A 21,494-nucleotide genomic window follows, 5' to 3' on the forward strand; every position below is an offset into this window, starting at 1 on the left:
CCGGAAGGCACCGAGATGGTCATGCCGGGAGACAACATTCAAATGGTTGTCACCCTGATTGCCCCGATCGCCATGGAGGATGGTCTGCGCTTTGCGATTCGCGAAGGCGGGCGCACCGTCGGTGCCGGCGTGGTTGCTAAGATCATTGAGTAATCTTTGATGGCATATCGCCAGGTTCTCTGATGGTGAGTTAGATGGAAGGGAGGGGTTTCGATGCCCTTTCTATCTCCGAGCACTCATGTTGTACAGGCCAGTAGTTCAATTGGTAGAACACCGGTCTCCAAAACCGGGGGTTGGGGGTTCGAGTCCCTCCTGGCCTGCCATTTAAATCACTCCGCTTGGGATAAGCCTGGGGGTGTCACAAAGTCCTGCCTGTCAGTGGGGGTTTTGTGTTTTGAGCGCTAAGCGCTTATTGATAATGCGCCAAGGGCCTCTTTTATGAATGCTAAAGCTGAAGCGAAAACCTTTCGTCTCGACGGCCTGAAGTGGTTTCTGGTAGTGCTGCTGATTGGCAGTGCTGTTGCGGGCAATTCTTATTACGCCGAATTCCCCTTGATTTACCGTGTGCTGGCGATGACGGTTATCTGTCTGGTTGCCGTGGTTGTGGCAGTAAACACCACCAAGGGCAATGCCCTCTGGCAATTGTTGCGCGAAGCGCAAACAGAGGTCCGGCGGGTGGTTTGGCCGACCCGCCAGGAGGCAACCCAGACCACGGTGGTCGTGGTGGTTTTTGTATTGATTATGGCGCTAATTCTCTGGGGACTGGACTCCGCTTTGGGTTGGGCAGTTTCCAAACTTATCGGCTAAAGGTTGATACATGTCAAAGCATTGGTATGTCGTCCAGGCTTACTCGGGATATGAGAAACGTGTCGCCAGCTCCCTGAAAGAACGCATCGAGCTGCACGAAATGGATCACCTGTTTGGTGAGGTGCTGGTCCCTACCGAAGAAGTGGTAGAGATGCGGGCGGGACAGAAACGCAAAAGTGAGCGCAAATTTTTCCCGGGTTACGTCCTGGTGGAAATGGAGCTGAATGACGACACCTGGCATCTGGTGAAAGAAACCCCTCGTGTGCTCGGTTTTATCGGTGGCAAGGCGGACAGACCGGCGCCTATCACTGATCGCGAGGCGCAGGCTATCCTGAATCGCATAGATGACTCTGTAGACAAGCCCAAGCCCAAAACCCTGTTCGAGCCCGGCGAGATGGTTCGGGTTATCGATGGCCCATTTAATGATTTCAACGGCGTGGTCGAAGAAGTTAACTATGAGAAGAGCCGCCTGCGTGTGGCGGTGTTGATCTTCGGGCGATCCACCCCGGTTGAGCTGGAGTTTAGCCAAGTAGAGAAGTCCTGATTCCAGTAGGGTTTTTTGTCCTCTTTCGCCGCGAGGTGAAAGGGGATTTTCGCGTCTCCGGAAAACAGCATTTTGTTTTTCCGGCATTCGGGGAGCTGATCCCTGTAGCTGTAACGGCTGCTTGGGAAAGCGTTATCACCCATCTATAGGAGAGCTGTAATGGCTAAGAAAGTTGAAGCTTATATCAAGCTGCAAGTTGCTGCGGGTCAAGCGAACCCCAGCCCGCCCGTCGGCCCTGCACTGGGTCAGCACGGTGTAAACATCATGGAGTTCTGCAAGGCATTCAATGCCCAGACCCAGGGTATGGAGCCGGGTTTGCCGGTGCCGGTTGTGATCTCTGTATATGGTGATCGCTCCTTCACCTTCATCATGAAGACCCCGCCTGCCGCAGTATTGCTGCGCAAGGCTGCCAAGATCAAAAGCGGTTCTGGCCGTCCCAATACGGAAAAGGTGGGCAAGGTGACCCGCGCTCAGCTGGAAGAGATTGCCACCGCCAAGATGCCCGATCTGACCGCATCCGATATGGACGCGGCCGTGCGCACTATTGCCGGTTCCGCACGCAGTGCCGGTATCGAAGTGGAGGGTCTCTAAGTGGCTAAATTGAGCAAGCGCCAGCGCGCTATCGCTGAAAAAGTGGAAGCTGGCAAGGCTTACGGTATCGAAGAAGCAGTTGCCCTGCTGAAAACGCTCTCCAACGTCAAGTTTGCAGAGACGGTAGATGCTTCGGTAAACCTGGGCATCGACCCGCGCAAATCCGACCAGTCTGTTCGCGGTGCAACCACGCTCCCGCACGGTACGGGTAAAGCGGTGCGCGTTGCTGTCTTCACCCAGGGCGCCAACGCCGATGCGGCCAAAGAAGCGGGCGCTGACCTGATCGGTATGGACGAGCTGGCGGCTGACGTAAAAGCGGGCAAGATGGACTTTGACGTCGTCATCGCTTCCCCGGATGCGATGCGTGTTGTTGGCCAGTTGGGCCAGATCCTCGGCCCGCGCGGCCTGATGCCGAACCCGAAGACCGGTACCGTAACCCCGGACGTTGCTACTGCGGTTAAAAATGCCAAGGCGGGTCAGGTGCGTTTTCGCGCCGATAAGGGCGGTATTATCCACGGCGGCATCGGCAAGGTAACCTTCGACACGAATGCACTGAAAGAAAACCTGGAGGCTCTGGTTGCGGATCTGAAGAAGGCCAAACCAGCTTCTGCCAAGGGCGTATTTTTGAAGAAGATCACCCTGAGCAGCACTATGGGTCCGGGTCTGGTTATCGACCAGTCTTCCCTGAACATCTAATTGAAACTGTGCAGAGGCAAATGCCGCTGGGCAGTACAGTGAACTTTGGGGTCCACCCCTATGCTTGGCAAAAGGGTGGGCTGTCAAAGACCGTAGGTGCCCGGTGCGTTGAGGTTTAACGCATCAGGCTTAATCCGGATTTTGGCCAGGTAGGCCAAAAAGAGGTTCGAACCTACGCAGACGGTGTCGCCCAAGCCAGTATTTTTACTGGATTTGCGCTTTATGCACCGGAACGGGCCGGGCGATTGCGTCCGGTTTTTTTCAAATCCAGGAGTGACACTATGGCTATTGGACTCGAAGACAAGAAAGCGATTGTCGCAGAAGTCCAGCAAGCTGCTTCCGGCGCTCTGTCTGCGGTTGTTGCGGATTCCCGCGGCGTTACCGTCAATGACATGACCGCCCTGCGCAAAGAGGCTCGCGAGAACGGCGTTTGGTTGAAAGTCGTTCGCAACACTCTGGCGCGCCGCGCTCTGGCAGGTACCGATTACGAATGTCTGACCGACAAATTCGTAGGTCCCAGCATTATTGCATTTTCCAACGAACATCCGGGTGCCGGTGCGCGCATCCTGAGTCAGTTCGCCAAGGGCAATGACAAGCTGGACCTGAAAGGAGCTGCCTTCGAGGGTGCGATCACCGACGTTGCCCTGTTGGCGAGTCTGCCAACATACGACGAGGCGATCGCCAGACTGATGAGCGTGTTGAAAGAAGCATCTGCTGGCAAGCTGGTTCGCACGATTGCGGCCGTTCGCGACCAAAAAGAGCAGGAAGCTGCGTAAGGTGTTCGCGCAGGCGAATCGCAGTTTCAAAATGAAATACGAGCAGCTACTGCTCAAACCAATTCAGGTAATGACTCATGTCTCTGACTAAAGAAGATATCATCAACGCTGTTGCCGAAATGTCCGTTAAGGATGTCGTCGAACTGATCGAAGCGATGGAAGAGAAGTTCGGTGTAACTGCTGCTGCAGCAGTTGTAGCCGGCCCGGCTGCGGCTGAAGCGGCTGAGGAGAAGGACGCTTTCGACGTAATCCTGACTGCTGTAGGCGACAAGAAGGTAAACGTGATCAAGACTGTTCGCGGCATCACCGGTCTGGGCCTGAAGGAGGCCAAGGCGCTGGTTGACGGCGCTCCAAGCCCGCTGAAGGAAGGCGTAAGCAAGGACGAAGCGGAAGCCGCTAAGAAAGAGCTGGAAGAAGCTGGCGCAACGGTAGAACTGAAGTAATTCAGTAGTTGTGATTCCCGCTACCAGTTGTTTGATACGGCGGTGGCGGTAAGGCTGGTGGACTTTTGTCTGCCGGCCTTTTTGCCGTTTGCGATGCTGGGGTTTTGCCGGTAACGGCGAGGATAAAGGTGCGGTAAATTGCAATGAACCGCAGTGCAGCGGCTGCGCTGCCTGGAACACATGGAGAGAGGATTCTGACCAGAACAGTGAAGCTGTGTTGTTCAGAGGCTTCTCGCCCGTAAAAGCTCCCGAGTGGAGTTCCACGAAGTCTTGCCACCGATCAAGCTGGGGAATTTGAATGGCTTACTCATATACTGAGAAAAAACGTATCCGCAAGGATTTTGGCAAACTGCCCAAGGTCATGGATGTGCCCTTCCTGCTTGCGATACAGCTGGATTCATATCGCAATTTTACACAGGCCGACAAGCGCCCCGATGTGCGTCGGGACATTGGTCTGCAGGCGGCGTTTAAATCCGTATTTCCAATTGTCAGCTATTCCGGCAACGCCGCCTTGGAGTATGTGAGTTATACCCTCGGTAAGCCCGCTTTCGACGTCAAGGAATGTACCCTGCGCGGGGCAACTTACGCCTGTCCGCTGCGCGTGCGTGTGCGCCTGATTATTTACGATAGAGAATCTGCGAATAAGTCCATCAAGGACATCAAAGAACAGGAAGTGTACATGGGCGAAATCCCGCTCATGACAGACAACGGTACCTTTGTCATCAACGGTACCGAGCGGGTCATCGTATCCCAATTGCACCGCTCCCCGGGTGTATTCTTCGATCACGACAAAGGCAAGACCCATTCCTCCGGCAAGCTGCTGTACGCCGCGCGCGTTATCCCTTACCGCGGTTCCTGGCTCGATTTCGAGTTCGATCCAAAAGATCTGGTATTTGTGCGTATCGACCGCCGGCGTAAATTGCCGGCGACCATCCTCTTGCGCGCCCTGGGTTACAGTTCTCAGGAAATGTTGGAGATGTTCTTCGAAACCAGCAGGTTCGACCTACTGGAGGACCGCGTCAGTCTGGAGCTGATTCCCTCCCGTCTGCGCGGTGACGTCGCTTCCTTCGACATTAAGGACAGCAATGGCAAGGTGGTAGTGGAAGAGGGGCGTCGCATTACGCCGCGCCATATCCGCCAGTTGGAAAAATCCGGGGTCAAGAGTCTGGAAGCGCCACTGGAATATTTGTTTGGGCGTATCCTGGCGCACGATGTGATCGACGAGTCTACTGGCGAGATCGCGGTCGAGTGCAACACGGAGATTAACGATGAGGTCATCGCCAAGCTGCAGGAGCTCAACGTCAAACACTGCGAAACCCTGTACACCAATGATCTTGATCGCGGCTCGTTTATCTCGGATACCCTGCGCGCAGATCCCTCCCGCACCCAGTTGGAAGCGCTGGTAGAAATCTATCGTATGATGCGCCCGGGCGAACCGCCCACCAAGGAGTCGGCGGAATCCTTATTTGAGAACCTGTTCTTTACAGACGAGCGCTACGACCTGTCTGCCGTTGGCCGCATGAAGTTCAACCGCCGTCTCGGCCGCGAAGACGAGACCGGTTCCGGTACCCTGAGTAAAGAGGACATTGTCGAAGTACTCAAAACCCTGATCGATATCCGCAACGGCCAGGGGATGGTGGATGATATCGACCACCTGGGTAACCGCCGGGTACGTTCCGTGGGCGAGATGGCCGAAAACCAGTTCCGCGTGGGACTGGTGCGCGTGGAGCGCGCGGTCAAGGAACGCCTGTCCATGGCCGAGTCCGAGGGCCTGATGCCACAGGACCTGATCAACGCCAAACCGGTGGCGGCGGCAGTCAAGGAATTCTTCGGCTCCTCGCAGTTGTCCCAGTTTATGGACCAGAACAACCCGCTGTCGGAAGTGACCCACAAGCGCCGCGTTTCCGCGCTGGGTCCGGGCGGCCTGACCCGCGAGCGCGCCGGTTTTGAGGTGCGTGACGTCCATTCGACCCACTACGGCCGCGTATGTCCGATTGAAACCCCGGAAGGGCCGAACATCGGGCTGATCAACTCGCTTGCCACTTACGCCCGTGCCAACCACTTTGGCTTTCTCGAGAGCGCCTACCGGAGAGTGATCGACGGCTGCGTAACTGATGAAATCGAATATCTGTCCGCCATCAATGAGGCCAATTATGTGATTGCCCAGGCGTCCGCAGCGGTTGATGGGGATGGTCGCTTTACCGATGACCTGGTAAGCGTGCGGCACCAAAACGAATTCGCCCTAAAGGCACCGGGTGAAATCCAGTATATGGATGTCTCCGCCAAGCAGGTGGTGTCCGTGGCTGCGGCCATGATCCCGTTTCTGGAGCACGATGACGCCAACCGTGCATTGATGGGCTCGAACATGCAGCGCCAAGCGGTTCCGACCCTGCGCGCTGAAAAACCGCTGGTTGGTACTGGTATGGAGCGCACCGTAGCGCGTGACTCCGGCGTGTGTGTGGTGGCCAACCGCGGCGGTGTGATCGAGCGTGTGGACTCCAGCCGTGTGGTGGTGCGCGTGGCGGATGCCGAGGTGGAAACCGGTGATGCGGGTGTGGATATTTACAACCTGACCAAGTACATCCGCTCCAACCAGAATACCTGTATCAATCAGCGCCCGATTGTGAATACCGGTGATCGCGTGGCCCGTGGCGATATCCTCGCCGACGGCCCCTCAATCGACCTGGGCGAGCTGGCACTGGGCCAGAATATGCGCATCGCATTTATGCCCTGGAATGGCTACAACTTTGAGGACTCCATCCTTATCAGCGAGCGGGTTGTACAGGAAGACCGCTTCACCACCATCCATATCCAGGAGCTGACCTGTATTGCCCGCGACACCAAGCTGGGCAGTGAGGAAATCACCGCGGATATCCCCAATGTGGGCGAATCTGCGCTGAACAAACTGGACGAATCCGGCATCGTTTATATCGGTGCGGAAGTGGGCGCCGGTGACATCCTGGTGGGCAAAGTGACTCCGAAAGGGGAGGCCCAGCTGACCCCGGAAGAAAAGCTGCTGCGCGCAATTTTTGGCGAGAAGGCCTCCGACGTGAAGGACACTTCCCTGCGCGCGCCCAGTGGCACCCGCGGTACCGTGATCGACGTACAGGTATTTACCCGCGATGGCCTGCAGAAAGACCAGCGCTCCATTGATATCGAAAAGGCGCAGCTGGACGAGGTGCGCAAGGATCTGAACGAAGAATACCGCATCGTGGAAGGTGCAACCTTCGAACGCCTACAGACTGCACTGCAGGGTCAGAAAGCCGCGGGTGGCAAAGGTATCAGCAAGGGCGAGGAGCTGACAACCGAAGTACTGGGCGCGCTGCCCCGTGAAGACTGGTTCAAGCTGCGCATGGAAGACGAGAGCCTGAATGAGCAGTTGGGAAAAGCGGAAGCCCAGTTAAAAGAGCGCCGTAAACTGCTTGATGAAGCCTTCGAAGACAAGAAGAAAAAACTGGAGTCCGGCGATGATCTGGCGCCGGGTGTGCTGAAAATCGTCAAGGTGTATCTGGCGATCAAACGCCGTATCCAGCCGGGCGACAAGATGGCCGGTCGCCACGGGAACAAGGGTGTGATCTCCGTGATCAAGCCCGTCGAGGATATGCCTTACGATGAAAACGGCGAGCCGGTGGATATCGTCCTGAACCCGCTGGGCGTTCCCTCGCGGATGAACGTCGGCCAGGTTCTGGAAATGCACCTGGGCATGGCCGCCAAGGGGCTCGGTGTGAAAATCGACCGCATGATCAAGGAGCAGCAGGAAGTCGCCAAGGTACGTGGTTTCCTGGATGCGGTTTACAACTCCACCGGTGGTCGTCGCGAAGAGCTGGAGGCTCTGTCCGATGAGGAGGTCATGGCGATGGCGCAGAACCTCCGCCGCGGTGTGCCCATGGCCACGCCGGTCTTTGACGGAGCCGATGAAAGCGAGATCAAACAGCTGTTGCGTCTGGCCGATATCCCGGATTCCGGTCAGATCACCCTGCATGACGGCCGCACCGGCGATGCCTTCGAGCGTCCGGTAACCGTGGGCTACATGTACATGCTGAAGCTGAACCACCTGGTAGATGACAAGATGCATGCGCGTTCCACCGGCTCCTACAGCCTGGTTACCCAGCAGCCCCTGGGGGGTAAGGCGCAGTTTGGCGGCCAGCGTTTCGGGGAGATGGAGGTCTGGGCTTTGGAAGCTTATGGCGCCGCCTACACCCTGCAGGAAATGCTTACGGTCAAGTCCGACGACGTGGAAGGACGTACCAAGATGTACAAGAACATCGTGGACTCGGACCACCGTATGGAGCCCGGTATGCCGGAGTCCTTTAATGTTCTGGTCAAGGAAATCCGCTCTCTCGGCATGAACTTCGAGCTCGAGCACGAGTAGGACGGATTTGCGCAGAACAAGCAGGTGAATTGAGACAAGCGCCGGTACCCCCCTAGTTTCGGGGGCGCCGGCCCACCCGGCACAGCATATAGCCGGTTGAATATCCCCCAGTGGAGGAAAGGCCTTGAAAGATTTATTAAATCTGGTGAAGTCCCAGGAGCAGTTGGAAGAGTTTGATGCGATCCGCATCGGTCTGGCCTCGCCGGACATGATCCGCTCCTGGTCCTACGGCGAAGTGAAAAAGCCGGAGACCATCAACTACCGCACCTTCAAACCAGAGCGCGAAGGCTTATTCTGTGCCAAGATTTTTGGTCCGGTAAAGGATTACGAGTGCCTGTGCGGCAAATACAAGCGCATGAAGCACCGCGGCATTATTTGTGAGAAATGTGGCGTTGAGGTGACCAAGGCCAAGGTGCGCCGGGAGCGTATGGGCCACATCGAGCTGGCCAGCCCGGTCGCGCATATCTGGTTCCTGAAATCCCTACCGTCCCGTATCGGCCTGTTGCTGGATATGACCCTGCGGGATATCGAGCGTGTGCTCTACTTCGAATCCTACGTGGTGACCGAGCCGGGCATGACCACTCTGGAGCGCGGCCAACTGCTCAACGATGAGCAGTACTTCGAGGCGATGGAGGAGTTCGCTGACGAGTTCGAGGCGAAGATGGGCGCCGAGGCGATTCAGGAACTGATGCACGATATCGAGTTGCCGGCAGAAATCCAACGCCTGCGCGAGGAGATTCCGGCCACCAACTCCGAGACCAAGATCAAGAAGCTGTCCAAGCGCCTGAAGTTATTGGAGGCCTTCTACAAGTCCGGCAACAATCCCGAGTGGATGATTATGCAGGCCCTGCCGGTACTGCCGCCGGATCTGCGCCCGCTGGTACCGCTGGATGGCGGTCGCTTTGCGACCTCGGATCTGAACGACCTGTACCGCCGCGTGATCAACCGCAACAACCGCCTCAAGCGCCTGCTGGAGCTGAATGCGCCGGATATCATTGTGCGCAACGAAAAGCGTATGTTGCAGGAATCCGTGGACGCGCTGCTGGATAATGGCCGCCGCGGCCGCGCCATTACCGGCTCCAACAAGCGCCCGCTGAAATCTCTGGCGGACATGATCAAAGGCAAGCAGGGCCGCTTCCGCCAGAACCTTCTGGGTAAGCGCGTGGATTACTCCGGCCGCTCCGTAATCGTGGTGGGGCCGACCCTGCGCCTGCACCAGTGTGGTCTGCCTAAGAAAATGGCCCTGGAACTGTTCAAGCCGTTTATTTTCGGCAAGCTCGAGTCCCGTGGACTGGCTACCACGATCAAAGCCGCCAAGAAAATGGTGGAGCGTGAAGAGGCTGTCGTTTGGGATATCCTCGATGAGGTGATCCGCGAGCACCCGGTACTGCTGAACCGTGCACCGACCCTGCACCGCCTGGGTATTCAGGCGTTCGAGCCGGTACTGATTGAAGGCAAGGCGATCCAACTGCATCCGCTGGTGTGCGCCGCCTACAACGCCGACTTCGACGGTGACCAGATGGCGGTGCATGTGCCGCTGACCATCGAAGCGCAGATGGAATCCCGCGCGCTGATGATGTCCACCAACAATATTCTGTCGCCTGCCAACGGCGAGCCAATCATTGTACCGTCCCAGGATGTGGTTCTGGGGCTGTACTGGATGACCCGGGAACGCGTCAACGACAAGGGCGAGGGGATGTTCTTCTCTGACGTCAAGGAAGTCAGCCGCGCTTTCTACGCCAAGCAGGTTGGTCTGCAGGCGAAGGTCAAGGTGCGTATCTGCGAGAGGATCCTGGGGGAAGACGGCGAGAAACACGAAACCATCTCTGTACAGGACACCACGGTAGGCCGTGCGCTGCTGTGGAATATCGTGCCGGAAGGACTACCGTTTGCGCTGGTCAACCAGCCCATGAAGAAGAAATCCATTTCCCGGGTTCTGAACGAGTGCTACCGCAAGGTGGGTTTGAAAGCGACGGTTATTTTCGCCGACCAGTTGATGTACACCGGTTTCGATTTCTCTACCAAGTCCGGCTCCTCCATTGGTGTGAACGACTTCGAGATCCCCGCTGCCAAGGCTGATTTGATCACGGTGGCTGAAGAGGAAGTGAAGGAGATCGAAAGCCAGTTTGCCTCCGGCCTGGTAACCCAGGGCGAGAAATACAACAAGGTTATCGACGTCTGGTCCCGCACCAACGACAAGGTGACCAAGGCCATGATGGCCGGCATCAAAAAGGAGCCGGTGGTCGACCGCGAGGGCAAGAAGACCGAGCAGGATTCCTTCAACTCTGTCTATATGTATGCGGACTCCGGCGCGCGGGGCTCCGAGGCACAAATTCGCCAGCTCGCCGGCATGCGTGGCCTGATGGCCCGCCCGGATGGCTCCATTATCGAAAACGCCATTACCGCAAACTTCCGTGAAGGTCTGACCGTACAGCAATACTTTATCTCCACTCACGGTGCCCGTAAGGGGCTGGCGGATACCGCACTGAAAACCGCCAACTCCGGTTATCTGACCCGCCGCCTGGTGGATGTTGCTCAGGACGTGGTAATCACCGAACCCGACTGTGGTACCGATGACGGCCTGACCATGGCGCCGGTAATTGAGGGCGGCGATGTCATCGAGTCTCTCGGTGACCGCATCCTCGGCCGTGTTGTGGCACGGGATGTGCTGAAGCCCGGTAGCGACGAGATCGCCGTTTCCGCCGGCACCATGATCGATGAAAAGTGGGTGGAACGCATCGAGGCTATGGGCATCGATGAGGTTCTGGTGCGCTCGCCAATCACCTGTGAAACTGCCCACGGTATCTGTGCCCAGTGCTACGGCCGCGACCTGGCTCGTGGTCACCGCGCCAACTCGGGTGAGTCTGTGGGTGTTGTCGCCGCACAGTCCATCGGTGAGCCGGGCACCCAGTTGACCATGCGCACCTTCCATATCGGTGGTGCTGCGAGCCGCGCCTCCGCAGCGGACAGCATCCAGGTGAAACAGGGCGGTACCGTGCGTCTGCACAATGTGAAGACAGTGAAAACCGAAGCCGGTACCCTGGTAGCGGTATCCCGCTCCGGTGAGTTGGCGATTGCTGACCGTGCCGGCCGCGAGCGCGAGCGCTACAAGCTGCCCTACGGTGCGGTGATCAGTGTGGATGAAGGTACCGAGGTAAGCGGGGGTCAGATCGTGGCCAAGTGGGACCCGCACACTCACCCGATCATCACCGAGGTGGCCGGTTGGGTGAAGCTCTCCGGTATGGAGGACGGGCTCTCAATCCGCAAGCAGACCGATGAAATCACCGGTCTGTCCTCTATCGAAGTGATTGATCCGGCCGAGCGCCCGGCCGCGGGTAAAGACCTGCGCCCTGCGGTGACCCTGGTGAACGAGAACGGCGAAGAGCTGACCCTGGCTAACAGCAATGCGCCTGCGCACTATGCGCTGCCGGCGCGCGCGATTCTCAGTCTCGCCGATGGCAACAAGGCCAATGTGGGAGATGTGATCGCCCGTATTCCGCAGGAATCCGGTGGTACCAAGGACATTACCGGCGGTTTGCCGCGGGTTGCCGACCTGTTCGAGGCACGCAAGCCGAAAGAGCCCTCCATTTTGGCGGAGATCTCCGGTACCGTTTCCTTCGGTAAAGAAACCAAGGGCAAGGTGCGCCTGCAAATCACTCCCCGCGATGGCAAACCACTGGCCAATGGCAAGGACCACTACGAGGTTTTGATACCGAAGCATCGCCAGCTGACGGTATTCGAGGGTGAGACGGTAGAGAAGGGCGAGGTGATCTCCGATGGTCCGTCCAACTCGCACGATATCCTGCGCCTGAAGGGCGTTGAAGAGCTGGCGCGTTACATTACCAACGAGATCCAGGAGGTGTACCGCCTCCAGGGCGTAGGCATCAACGATAAGCACATCGAAACGATTGTGCGTCAAATGCTGCGCAAGGTGGAAATCACCGAGATGGGTGATTCCGACTTTATCAAGGGCGACCAGGTAGAGTACCAGCGCGTGATCGAAGAGAACGAGCAGCTGCGTGCCGAGAACAAGCAGCCTGCGCAGTTTGAGCGCCTGCTGTTGGGGATTACCAAGGCCTCCCTGGCCACAGAGTCCTTCCTGTCCGCGGCCTCCTTCCAGGAGACCACCCGCGTCCTGACCGAAGCGGCAGTGACCGGCAAAGGGGACAGCCTGCGCGGCCTGAAGGAAAATGTAGTTGTGGGTCGCCTGATTCCGGCGGGGACCGGTCTGGCTTACCACAGCGAGCGCAAACGCAGACGCAGCCTGCAGTTGGAAGAGAGCTTCGGCGAAGGCCCCTCCGCAGCAGAGGTGGAAGCAGCCCTGACCGAGGCCCTGAAATCCTCTGGCGGGTAGGCATGATTTTGCCCCGACAGCCTGAGCGGTCAGCACAGCTGCCCGTTGCCGATTGACTCAGGGGGATGTCGCCTATAAAATGCGGCCCCCGCTGATGTGGGGTGTATCGTCCGGCTTATGGGTCGGCATTACACACAGACGACAGGCCCTCACCGTAAGAGGTGGGGGCATTTTATTTTTGGAGTGATTTTTAATGGCAACGATCAACCAGTTGGTTCGTAAGCCGAGAAAACGCAAAGTTGAAAAAAGCGACGTACCCGCGCTGCAGGCCAGCCCGCAGCGCCGGGGAGTTTGCACCCGCGTATACACCACAACACCGAAGAAGCCGAACTCCGCACTGCGCAAGGTTTGTCGTGTGCGTCTCACCAATGGTTACGAAGTCACTTCGTACATCGGCGGTGAAGGCCACAACCTGCAGGAGCACAGTGTGGTACTGATTCGCGGTGGTCGTGTCAAAGACCTGCCGGGCGTGCGCTACCATACAGTACGCGGGGCACTGGACTGTGCTGGCGTCAATGATCGCAAGCAGGGCCGTTCCAAGTACGGTGCCAAGCGTCCAAAAGGTTAATCCCCTTTAACGATTTGCGTTTCGGTTTACAACCGGAGTAAGGCTGAGCTCGCCGAATTGTAAGGTTTTACGGCGGCGTCTCAGAATAACCCTGAAGAGAGGCAATTCCCATGCCGAGAAGACGAGTAGTCGCCAAGCGCGAAGTGCTGCCCGACCCCAAGTTCGGAAACGTCACCCTGGCCAAGTTCATGAACCATGTCATGATCAGTGGCAAGAAGTCAGTCGCAGAGCGTATCGTATACGGTGCTCTGGATACGATTTCTGAAAAACTCAACAAAGACCCGATCGAAATATTCGAAGAGTCTCTGGAAAACATCTCGCCGATGGTGGAAGTGAAATCCCGCCGTGTGGGTGGCGCGACCTATCAGGTGCCTGTAGAAGTGCGCCCCTCGCGCCGTATGGCGCTGGCAATGCGCTGGCTGGTGGAGTTCTCGCGCAAGCGCGGCGAGAAGTCCATGGCCCAGCGCCTGGCCAACGAAATGATCGACGCAGCCCAGAACAAGGGCGGTGCGGTCAAGAAGCGTGAAGATGTACACCGTATGGCGGAAGCCAACAAGGCGTTCTCTCACTACCGTTTCTAAGTCTGATGATGATCGACATCGGAAATTAATACCGAAAGGCAGCAGGGAAGTTTCCTGGCTGCCTTTTGCCGTTATATCGAGGATACAACTGTGGCACGTAAAACGCCTATCGCACGCTATCGCAATATCGGTATCTGCGCCCACGTAGACGCCGGCAAAACCACTACGACAGAACGCGTACTTTTCTATACTGGCCTGTCCCACAAAATTGGTGAGGTGCACGAAGGTGCCGCCACTATGGACTGGATGGAGCAGGAGCAGGAGCGCGGTATTACCATCACCTCCGCTGCGACCACCTGCTTTTGGGCTGGCATGCAGCAGCAGTTCGACCAGCACCGTGTCAATATCATCGACACGCCGGGACACGTTGACTTCACCATCGAAGTAGAGCGCTCCCTGCGCGTACTCGACGGCGCTATTGTTGTGCTGTGTGGCTCCTCTGGCGTTCAGCCTCAGACAGAAACTGTTTGGCGCCAGGCGAACAAGTACGAAGTGCCGCGCATGGTCTTTGTCAACAAAATGGACCGCGCCGGAGCCAACTTCCGCAACGTCGTAAAGCAGCTGAAAGACCGGCTGAATGCCAATGCGGTTCCGCTGCAGATGACCATCGGCGCTGAAGAGGACTTCAAAGGCGTGGTCGATCTGGTCAAGATGAAGGCCATTATCTGGAATGAAACTGACCAGGGCACAACCTTCACCTACGAAAACATCCCCACAGAGATGGTGGACGAGTGTGAAGAAATGCGCGAGTTCCTGGTGGAAGCGGCAGCGGAAGCCAGTGAAGAGCTGATGGAGAAATACCTGGAAGGGGAGTCGCTGAGCGAAGAGGAAATCAAGGCAGCCATCCGTCAGCGCACCCTGGCCAATGAAATCGTACCGGTTCTGGGCGGCTCTGCCTTCAAGAACAAAGGCGTGCAGGCAGTCCTGGACGCGGTGATCGAGTACCTGCCGGCGCCGACCGAGGTGAAAGCGATTGAGGGGACGCTGGATGATGGTGAAACCATGGAAACCCGCGAAGCCGATGACGACGCACCCTTTGCCGCGCTGGCGTTCAAAATTGCCACAGATCCCTTTGTGGGCACGCTGACCTTTTTCCGCGTCTATTCCGGTCGCCTGGAGAGCGGTACCGCGGTATACAATTCCGTCAAAATGAAGAAGGAGCGCGTCGGCCGAATGGTGCAGATGCACTCCAATGACCGCAAGGAAATCAAGGAAGTACTGGCTGGCGACATCGCCGCGGCAATTGGCCTGAAAGATGTGACCACCGGTGACACCCTGTGTGCCGAGAAGAATAAAATTGTCCTTGAGCGTATGGAATTTCCCGAACCGGTCATTCACGTTGCGGTTGAGCCCAAGTCCAAAGCGGACCAGGAAAAGATGGGGGTTGCGCTGGGCAAGCTGGCCCAGGAGGACCCGTCTTTCCGCGTGAGAACCGATGAGGAAACCGGCCAGACCATCATTGGCGGCATGGGCGAGCTGCACCTGGATATCATCGTGGACCGTATGAGACGGGAATTCAGCGTGGAGGCCAATATCGGCAAGCCACAAGTGGCCTACCGCGAAGCGATTCGCAATACCTCTGAGATTGAAGGCAAGTTTGTTCGCCAGTCCGGTGGTCGCGGTCAGTTCGGTCACATATGGGTGAAGTTCGAGCCCGCCGAGGATACGTCCCAGGAAGGTCTGGAATTCGTCAATGAAATCGCGGGCGGAGTGGTACCCAAGGAATACATCCCGGCGGTACAGAAAGGGATCGAAGAGCAGATGCAAAACGGTGTTCTGGCAGGCTACCCACTGCTGGGCCTGAAGGCGACCCTGTATGACGGTTCCTACCACGATGTGGACTCCAGCGAAATGGCGTTTAAAATTGCCGGCTCCATGGCGACCAAGAAGCTGTCCTCCGTGGGCGGTGCGGTGCTGCTTGAGCCTGTGATGAAAGTGGAAGTGGTCACTCCGGAAGAAAACATGGGGGACGTGGTCGGTGACCTCAACCGTCGCCGTGGCCTCATTCAAGGTATGGACGATAACCCGGCTGGCAAGGTGGTGAATGCCGAAGTGCCGCTGGCGGAAATGTTTGGTTACGCAACCGACCTGCGCTCGGCCACCCAGGGCCGTGCTACCTATACCATGGAGTTTCTGAAGTACGCGGAAGCGCCGAAAAACGTGGCCGATGAAATCATCGCAAAGAACAAGGCCTGATTCACTTCTGCTCAAATGAGTCCCGGCGCATAAGTCGGGGTTTCTTTGGCAAACACTTAGCTCGAGGACATCTAAGATGGCAAAAGAAAAGTTTGAACGTTCCAAGCCCCACGTGAACGTGGGCACCATCGGTCACGTAGACCACGGTAAAACCACCCTGACCGCAGCGCTGACCCGCGTCTGTGCGGAAGTTTGGGGCGGTGACGCAGTTGCTTTCGACGGTATCGACAATGCACCGGAAGAGCGTGAGCGCGGTATCACTATTGCCACCTCCCACGTTGAGTACGAGTCCCCCACGCGCCACTACGCCCACGTAGACTGCCCAGGACACGCCGACTACGTCAAGAACATGATCACCGGTGCCGCGCAGATGGACGGCGCCATTCTGGTGTGTTCCGCTGCTGACGGCCCCATGCCGCAGACTCGCGAACACATCCTGCTGTCCCGCCAGGTGGGTGTCCCTTACATCGTTGTGTTCCTGAACAAAGCGGATATGGTCGACGACGAAGAGCTGCTTGAGCTGGTGGAAATGGAAGTGCGCGAACTTCTCGACCAGTACGAGTTCCCGGGTGACGACACCCCGATCATTGTCGGTTCCGCTCTGATGGCCCTGAATGGCGAAGACGATAACGAAATGGGTACCACCGCGGTCAAGAAGCTGGTTGAAACCCTGGACGAATACATCCCTGAGCCGGAGCGCGCGGTAGATCAGCCGTTCCTGATGCCGATCGAAGACGTCTTCTCCATCTCCGGTCGCGGTACTGTAGTCACCGGACGCGTAGAGCGTGGTATCGTCAAAACCGGCGACGAGATCGAAATCGTCGGTATCAAGGAAACCACCACGACCACTTGTACCGGTGTGGAAATGTTTCGCAAGCTGTTGGACGAAGGCCGTGCTGGTGAGAATATCGGCGCCCTGCTGCGCGGCACCAAGCGTGAAGAAGTGGAGCGTGGTCAGGTGCTGGCCAAGCCGGGTTCTATTACGCCGCACACCAAGTTCGAAGCGGAAGTGTACGTACTGTCCAAGGACGAAGGTGGTCGTCACACCCCGTTCTTCAAAGGCTACCGTCCGCAATTTTACTTCCGCACCACCGACGTAACCGGTGCGGTAGAGCTGCCGGAAGGCACCGAGATGGTCATGCCGGGAGACAACATTCAAATGGTTGTCACCCTGATTGCCCCGATCGCCATGGAGGATGGTCTGCGCTTTGCGATTCGCGAAGGCGGGCGCACCGTCGGTGCCGGCGTGGTTGCTAAGATCATCGAATAATTTTTACGCCTGATCTTACTAAAAAGCCGCTGCGGAGACGCTGCGGCTTTTTTATTGTTTTTCTTATGGCTGCCTATTTCTGTTATTTACCTGGCTAAGGCTGGCGGAGAAGGCAGGCTGTCAAGTCTTTTTGTATTTGTTGGGTGATTTATCAGGGCTTGTTTTGTTTTTGTCATGAAATAGAAAAATACTGCTGCCAAACAGCCTGTAATGTGACTTGTCTGCATTGGAATAAATAACTGATTCTCAAAATGAAGTAGAGCGGGGGTGCTATTGTAGATCTCTGCTGCAATTTTAATTGGGAGGAAAAGGAGTGTGAGGATGCATATGGTTTGCCATGGTCGGGGATCCTTGATGCCCATTAGGGCGCAATAATATAAAAAGCCGTACACGATTCCAGATAACCCTCCATAGTAGGTCATGCCAGGTTTCAAGATGATCAGTGATGTGCTGATGAGCAGAGACAGAAAAAAATAGAGTAAATATAAGTTGGGATATTTTTTTCTCTCAATCACATAGCTTACGACACAGAAAGCAATTAGATTATAAGCTAGGTGCGTGTAAGAAAAGTGCACAAAATGGCCTGTAAAAATGCGCCAGATTTCACCACTAAATACGGCACGCCTGTCGAAAATAAAGGCAGAAGCCCACTCAGGGATCATGCTTGGCAGCAGGCTTGCTAAAATGATGGCTAAATAAAATGCAGGTCGGTACATGATTACGCTTTCTTGTTACTTTGCGCCCACAACCAATAAGCAATTAAAGATAGCAAAAAGATTACCAGCATAGGATCAAGGCTGCCTCCGCCTGTATAACCAGGTTTGTGGGTTATTTGATAATCTGTGGGTAACTCTTTTACTTTATCTTTGAACAGGTCAAGTTGTACTTCAAGATTTGTGACAAGTTGCCCGCTTGCTTCTTTAAAGCTTTCTAAGCTGTCAATGCGCAGCTGCTCAGAAAGATTGATTGGGGTAGCTTTACTTTTGATGTGACTAATGCCGGGAGCTCGGAATAACATTTTACGGCTTTGAATATCATAAACCGATGCATCTAGCATTGTGTTGGTGGCATTTTTTTCTCCGGGTATCATGTAAGCTCCAACAAGTGTCCAGTAAGTGATTGATGCTAAACCCTCATCGGTAAATTGTGTTTGGTCGTATGATAGTAGCGCTATAACATCAATGCCGTACACTGTTCTAAGTTGATCCAGGTTTGCAAAGCTCCCTTTTTCTCTGAGATAGGCAGAGGGGATGATTTCTATTGATTTTACAAAGTCATGGTTTTTGAAGTTCTTGCTGACCTTGTTCACCAATTCCAGTTTGTCTCTTTCTGTAAGCGTTTGACTTTTTTTATTTCCTTCAGGAACAAAAGCAATGCCAACTTTTAATGGTAAGGAAAGCCTGGGGATATCTGGGGTTTCAATGTAATCATCCTGGTCTGGATATAAATATTGTACAGCGCTGCTGCTATAGTGCGAGGGTCTCATGACACCACAACTGATCAAGGTTACACTGGCAGTAATTAGGAGTGTGTAAAATAGAGTTTTTTTTGAGTGGCTTCATGATGAGTGTATCTTGTAACGTTTTTAGCGTTGCCGGGGAAAGTGTGATTTGTAAGTCAGTTGTTCGTGTTTTGCCCGGATAAACTGAAGGTGGGCGGGTATTCGCCAATTGCCAGCATGTCGAGCAGAGATAATTTAGGGTATACAAGAACGGCATTTTTTTGCTCTCTGTTCTGAAAAGGCAGAACCTTCCATTCAGTCTCAAAAACTGGTGCTGTCAGGGTATGTTCTCCGCAATCTCGAGCCCTGCTTCTGTTCCTTCTTATACCTGATACCCCTATTTCGTTAAGCGTGTTGTTTGAGAATACTCGGGCCGGGAAGTGGTTTCCCAGTTAGCAATGGATATTGGCTCAAAGGGCCGCTATCCCTGTCATGGTAGACCCGAAGCCAACGGAAATCATTGCCTGCTCAGTGTGCTTGTTCTATGTCAGTGTATTTTACAGAAAAGCTTAAATTAGGGGGGAGCCTTAAGGCAGGTGTGAAATCCGAGCCGGGGAAGTATAAAAGGCGAGCCTCAGATGAGACCCGCTTTATGGATGCTGAACAGAAAGTCAGAAATGGTCTTTAGCCTACTAACATTTTTCATCAGGGGATTGGTAAATACTCAGTACATGTCCATCCGGGTCTGCGAAGTCCGCTGTCAATCCGCCGTCCGGGGCGTGCTGTACCGGGGCCAGGATTTCCACATGGTGGGTAGTCAGGTGTTCCACCATGCGGTGAATCTCACTGTCGCCAACCGAAAAAACGAGAATAGGCGTACGTGCAGGTTTCTCATCCCCTTCAAAAAAGATCAGCACGGAATCACCGATATGGGCCATCAGGTGGCCGCCACCTTCTCCCCGTTCTCCTTCTTCTGTGCCCGCTGCCCAGGAAGTTTTGAGCCCAAGAGTACTCTCGTAGAACTGCTGGGTGTTGTGCAGATTTTTGACAAAAAAGACAACGGCCTCGATACGCGAATTTTGCAACATAATGCTCTCCAGCTTGCGATTGGTTTAAGTCTATATCCGCCTGTCGGATACCTGTTAGTTGCCGCTGTCCGGTATTTTGTGAGCGGCTTGTCAGATTTTCGCGGTTCGCTGTTCAATCGCGGCTCGCCACTGCAGCGGCTGGGCATTCAGCGCCTGGGTATCTGGCAATGGGTGACCTGTGCTATTTTTTGCTCGAATGGCTGATCGTAAAAAGGTTGCTGTCCGGGTCGGTGATACCGAAACGAAAGCTGGACAGGCGCGAGGGGCCGCGTGCCAGGGCCGCTCGCCGGAGGCCGGCCCCGGAAGGATTTGTTTTATCCAGGCGTGCGGCATAGGCTGCGGCCAGGCCCGCGGGATCGGTCCTGCTGTTTGATTGTTGTGAAGCCAGCTTCTTTCGCAGGGCGCTGAGACGTTGCCGCAGGGCGGCATCGGAAATGCTGAGTACCCGGCAGATCTCACCTTTGCTGAGCCCATTTAAAGTCAGGAGTAGAATCAAGCGCTGCCCGGTGGGCAGGGTCGGAATAGTATCTTCGTCGAATGTGACCAAGTCGGCGTTGGATTCACCTTCGCCTGAAGCATAGCTTGCTTCACGCACCTGGCGACGCTTGGCTTGGCGGGTATTCATGGCGGCGAGATTGCGCAGTACCCCGTAAAACCAGGCCGCATCCCCGGCATCTTGAATGGGTTTTCGCTGTGCCTTGACAGCGGCGAGCAGGCCTTCCTGTAGCAGGTCTTCTGCCTCGTGGTCCCGCTGGGAAAGTCGGGCGGCGGTGCGCAGCCATTGTCGGTATTGATCGACAGCCATTAGTAACCTCCATAAGTGGGGACGTAAAGGGGGCGCGATGCGTTTGGCAGGGTAAGTTGTCTGCGGTTACGCCATTTTTGTTGTTTGCCCGTATGATACGGATTTTTTATGGTCTGTGAGATTGGGGCGCTTGAAAAACCGGTGCAACTGTCTGTCCCGCTTGCATCTCAGGGAGCACACCAGCCCCTTCCGGTGTCGTGTGTACGCTTTGTCTGGTCGGCGATATCAGCGGGTGCATTCGGGAAAACCCGCGGCGCTGATCAGTCAGATCAGTGGGTGGTTTTCCCTGTCGCCCTGCTATCGGGATGTAAAGAGGTCAGTTTTATGGTGGCTGAGGTGTATCCCGGGGCAGCGGCAGGCGGACAATCGACCGCTCAGTCGCCCAGAGTGGGACAATTTCGCAGCGAAGTCCCCCTGCGAGAATTTCTGGTCTCCGGGGAGGCGGGGTCATTGCTCTCCCGCTTTTCCTAGGGCCAGTCCTTGCTCAGGTCGCAGCGCGGGCAGCCCTCGAACAATTTAAGGAAGAGGGGGCCATCCATCTCCACCAGCTCCTCGTGGTCACCGGCCTCGAAATAAATGGTTTCACAGTGACTCAGGCTGCTGTCGAGCATGGTTGTAATGCCATAGGCTTGTCCCACAGGCGGCAGGGCGCCCAGCTCACAGTCGGGGAAAATTGAGCCAAGCTCATTTTCCGCTACCATCTCCAGACCGTTTCGCCCGGTTTCATCGTGTACTGCACGCATATCCAGGCTGCTGCTTGCAGGGATAACCACCAGCACAGGGCCCTCTTCGTCCCGGAGCAGAATCGCCTTGGCAACTTGGTCTTCCCGCACGTGGGCGGCATGGGCACTCTCGCGGCTGGTGCGGCTGTGGGGGTGTTGAATCAAATGGTAATCGACCGATTGGTCATTAAGATATTGGCTCAATCTTGCGGCAATGGTCATATTGGAACCCTCCTCATT

At 55.7% G+C, this 21,494-nt stretch carries 19 protein-coding genes and 1 tRNA gene; 15 read left to right on the forward strand and 5 right to left on the reverse strand.

Features of this window, described 5'->3' with window-relative positions; all coding sequences use genetic code 11:
* From ACL7TT_RS10420 to tuf, 14 genes are all read left to right on the forward strand, one after another.
* Window positions 1–153 (forward strand): EF-Tu C-terminal domain-related protein (locus ACL7TT_RS10420; protein ID WP_459564492.1); only part of this gene is annotated, 153 nt, incomplete at its 5' end.
* A gap of 94 nt (window positions 154–247) precedes the next feature.
* Window positions 248–323: transfer RNA gene (locus ACL7TT_RS10425), tRNA-Trp, on the forward strand.
* A gap of 115 nt (window positions 324–438) precedes the next feature.
* A complete protein-coding gene (gene secE / locus ACL7TT_RS10430; protein WP_413395245.1) occupies window positions 439–807 on the forward strand; it encodes a preprotein translocase subunit SecE in 369 nt (122 codons plus the stop codon).
* 10 nt (window positions 808–817) lie between these two features.
* Complete coding sequence (gene nusG, locus ACL7TT_RS10435) at window positions 818–1,351, forward strand: transcription termination/antitermination protein NusG (protein ID WP_299947920.1); 534 nt, start codon at window positions 818–820, stop codon at window positions 1,349–1,351.
* 159 nt (window positions 1,352–1,510) lie between these two features.
* On the forward strand, window positions 1,511–1,942 hold the full coding sequence (rplK, locus tag ACL7TT_RS10440) for a 50S ribosomal protein L11 (RefSeq protein ID WP_299947922.1): 432 nt from the start codon (window positions 1,511–1,513) through the stop codon (window positions 1,940–1,942).
* Window positions 1,943–2,638: a 50S ribosomal protein L1 gene (gene rplA, locus ACL7TT_RS10445; protein WP_299947924.1), complete on the forward strand. Its 696-nt coding sequence runs from the start codon at window positions 1,943–1,945 to the stop codon at window positions 2,636–2,638. It begins immediately after the preceding gene.
* Window positions 2,639–2,919: 281 nt separating this feature from the next.
* On the forward strand, window positions 2,920–3,414 hold the full coding sequence (gene rplJ, locus ACL7TT_RS10450) for a 50S ribosomal protein L10 (RefSeq protein ID WP_299947926.1): 495 nt from the start codon (window positions 2,920–2,922) through the stop codon (window positions 3,412–3,414).
* A gap of 77 nt (window positions 3,415–3,491) precedes the next feature.
* Window positions 3,492–3,857 (forward strand): 50S ribosomal protein L7/L12, encoded by a 366-nt coding sequence (gene rplL / locus ACL7TT_RS10455; protein WP_299947928.1) that lies wholly within the window; start codon window positions 3,492–3,494, stop codon window positions 3,855–3,857.
* A gap of 298 nt (window positions 3,858–4,155) precedes the next feature.
* Entirely contained in the window at window positions 4,156–8,229 is a 4,074-nt protein-coding gene (gene rpoB, locus ACL7TT_RS10460) for a DNA-directed RNA polymerase subunit beta (RefSeq protein ID WP_413395249.1), read from the forward strand.
* Window positions 8,230–8,353: 124 nt separating this feature from the next.
* A complete protein-coding gene (gene rpoC, locus ACL7TT_RS10465; RefSeq protein WP_299947932.1) occupies window positions 8,354–12,583 on the forward strand; it encodes a DNA-directed RNA polymerase subunit beta' in 4,230 nt (1,409 codons plus the stop codon).
* A 193-nt stretch (window positions 12,584–12,776) separates the two neighbouring features.
* Window positions 12,777–13,151, forward strand: coding sequence for a 30S ribosomal protein S12 (gene rpsL / locus ACL7TT_RS10470; RefSeq protein ID WP_067150990.1), 375 nt, complete (start codon window positions 12,777–12,779; stop codon window positions 13,149–13,151).
* Window positions 13,152–13,261: 110 nt separating this feature from the next.
* On the forward strand, window positions 13,262–13,732 hold the full coding sequence (gene rpsG / locus ACL7TT_RS10475) for a 30S ribosomal protein S7 (RefSeq protein WP_299947937.1): 471 nt from the start codon (window positions 13,262–13,264) through the stop codon (window positions 13,730–13,732).
* Window positions 13,733–13,822: 90 nt separating this feature from the next.
* Window positions 13,823–15,928 (forward strand): elongation factor G, encoded by a 2,106-nt coding sequence (gene fusA, locus ACL7TT_RS10480; RefSeq protein WP_413395251.1) that lies wholly within the window; start codon window positions 13,823–13,825, stop codon window positions 15,926–15,928.
* Window positions 15,929–16,004: 76 nt separating this feature from the next.
* Complete coding sequence (tuf, locus tag ACL7TT_RS10485) at window positions 16,005–17,198, forward strand: elongation factor Tu (protein WP_413395253.1); 1,194 nt, start codon at window positions 16,005–16,007, stop codon at window positions 17,196–17,198.
* 86 nt (window positions 17,199–17,284) lie between these two features.
* Here the strand turns inward: tuf and rrtA are convergent, their stop codons facing one another.
* The 4 genes from rrtA to ACL7TT_RS10505 form a co-directional block, all read right to left on the reverse strand.
* The gene (gene rrtA / locus ACL7TT_RS10490; protein ID WP_413395255.1) at window positions 17,285–17,914 is read right to left on the reverse strand and encodes a rhombosortase; all 630 of its coding nucleotides are present in this window, start codon (window positions 17,912–17,914) and stop codon (window positions 17,285–17,287) included.
* Between the two features lie 2 nt (window positions 17,915–17,916).
* Complete coding sequence (rhlP, locus tag ACL7TT_RS10495; RefSeq protein WP_413395257.1) at window positions 17,917–18,684, reverse strand: rhombotarget lipoprotein; 768 nt, start codon at window positions 18,682–18,684, stop codon at window positions 17,917–17,919.
* 647 nt (window positions 18,685–19,331) lie between these two features.
* The gene (locus tag ACL7TT_RS10500) at window positions 19,332–19,727 is read right to left on the reverse strand and encodes a VOC family protein (RefSeq protein ID WP_413395259.1); all 396 of its coding nucleotides are present in this window, start codon (window positions 19,725–19,727) and stop codon (window positions 19,332–19,334) included.
* A 181-nt stretch (window positions 19,728–19,908) separates the two neighbouring features.
* The gene (locus ACL7TT_RS10505; protein WP_413395261.1) at window positions 19,909–20,532 is read right to left on the reverse strand and encodes an RNA polymerase sigma factor; all 624 of its coding nucleotides are present in this window, start codon (window positions 20,530–20,532) and stop codon (window positions 19,909–19,911) included.
* 108 nt (window positions 20,533–20,640) lie between these two features.
* On the opposite strand from ACL7TT_RS10505, the gene ACL7TT_RS10510 reads away from it, so the two are divergent.
* Entirely contained in the window at window positions 20,641–21,003 is a 363-nt protein-coding gene (locus ACL7TT_RS10510; RefSeq protein ID WP_413395262.1) for a hypothetical protein, read from the forward strand.
* Here ACL7TT_RS10510 and ACL7TT_RS10515 read toward each other — a convergent pair.
* The gene (locus ACL7TT_RS10515) at window positions 21,000–21,476 is read right to left on the reverse strand and encodes an aminoacyl-tRNA deacylase (RefSeq protein WP_299946470.1); all 477 of its coding nucleotides are present in this window, start codon (window positions 21,474–21,476) and stop codon (window positions 21,000–21,002) included. The two genes, ACL7TT_RS10510 and ACL7TT_RS10515, sit on opposite strands and share 4 nt — an antisense overlap.
* Window positions 21,477–21,494 lie beyond the last annotated feature (18 nt).

The organism is Microbulbifer jejuensis, from assembly GCF_047289955.1.
Classification (GTDB): domain Bacteria; phylum Pseudomonadota; class Gammaproteobacteria; order Pseudomonadales; family Cellvibrionaceae; genus Microbulbifer.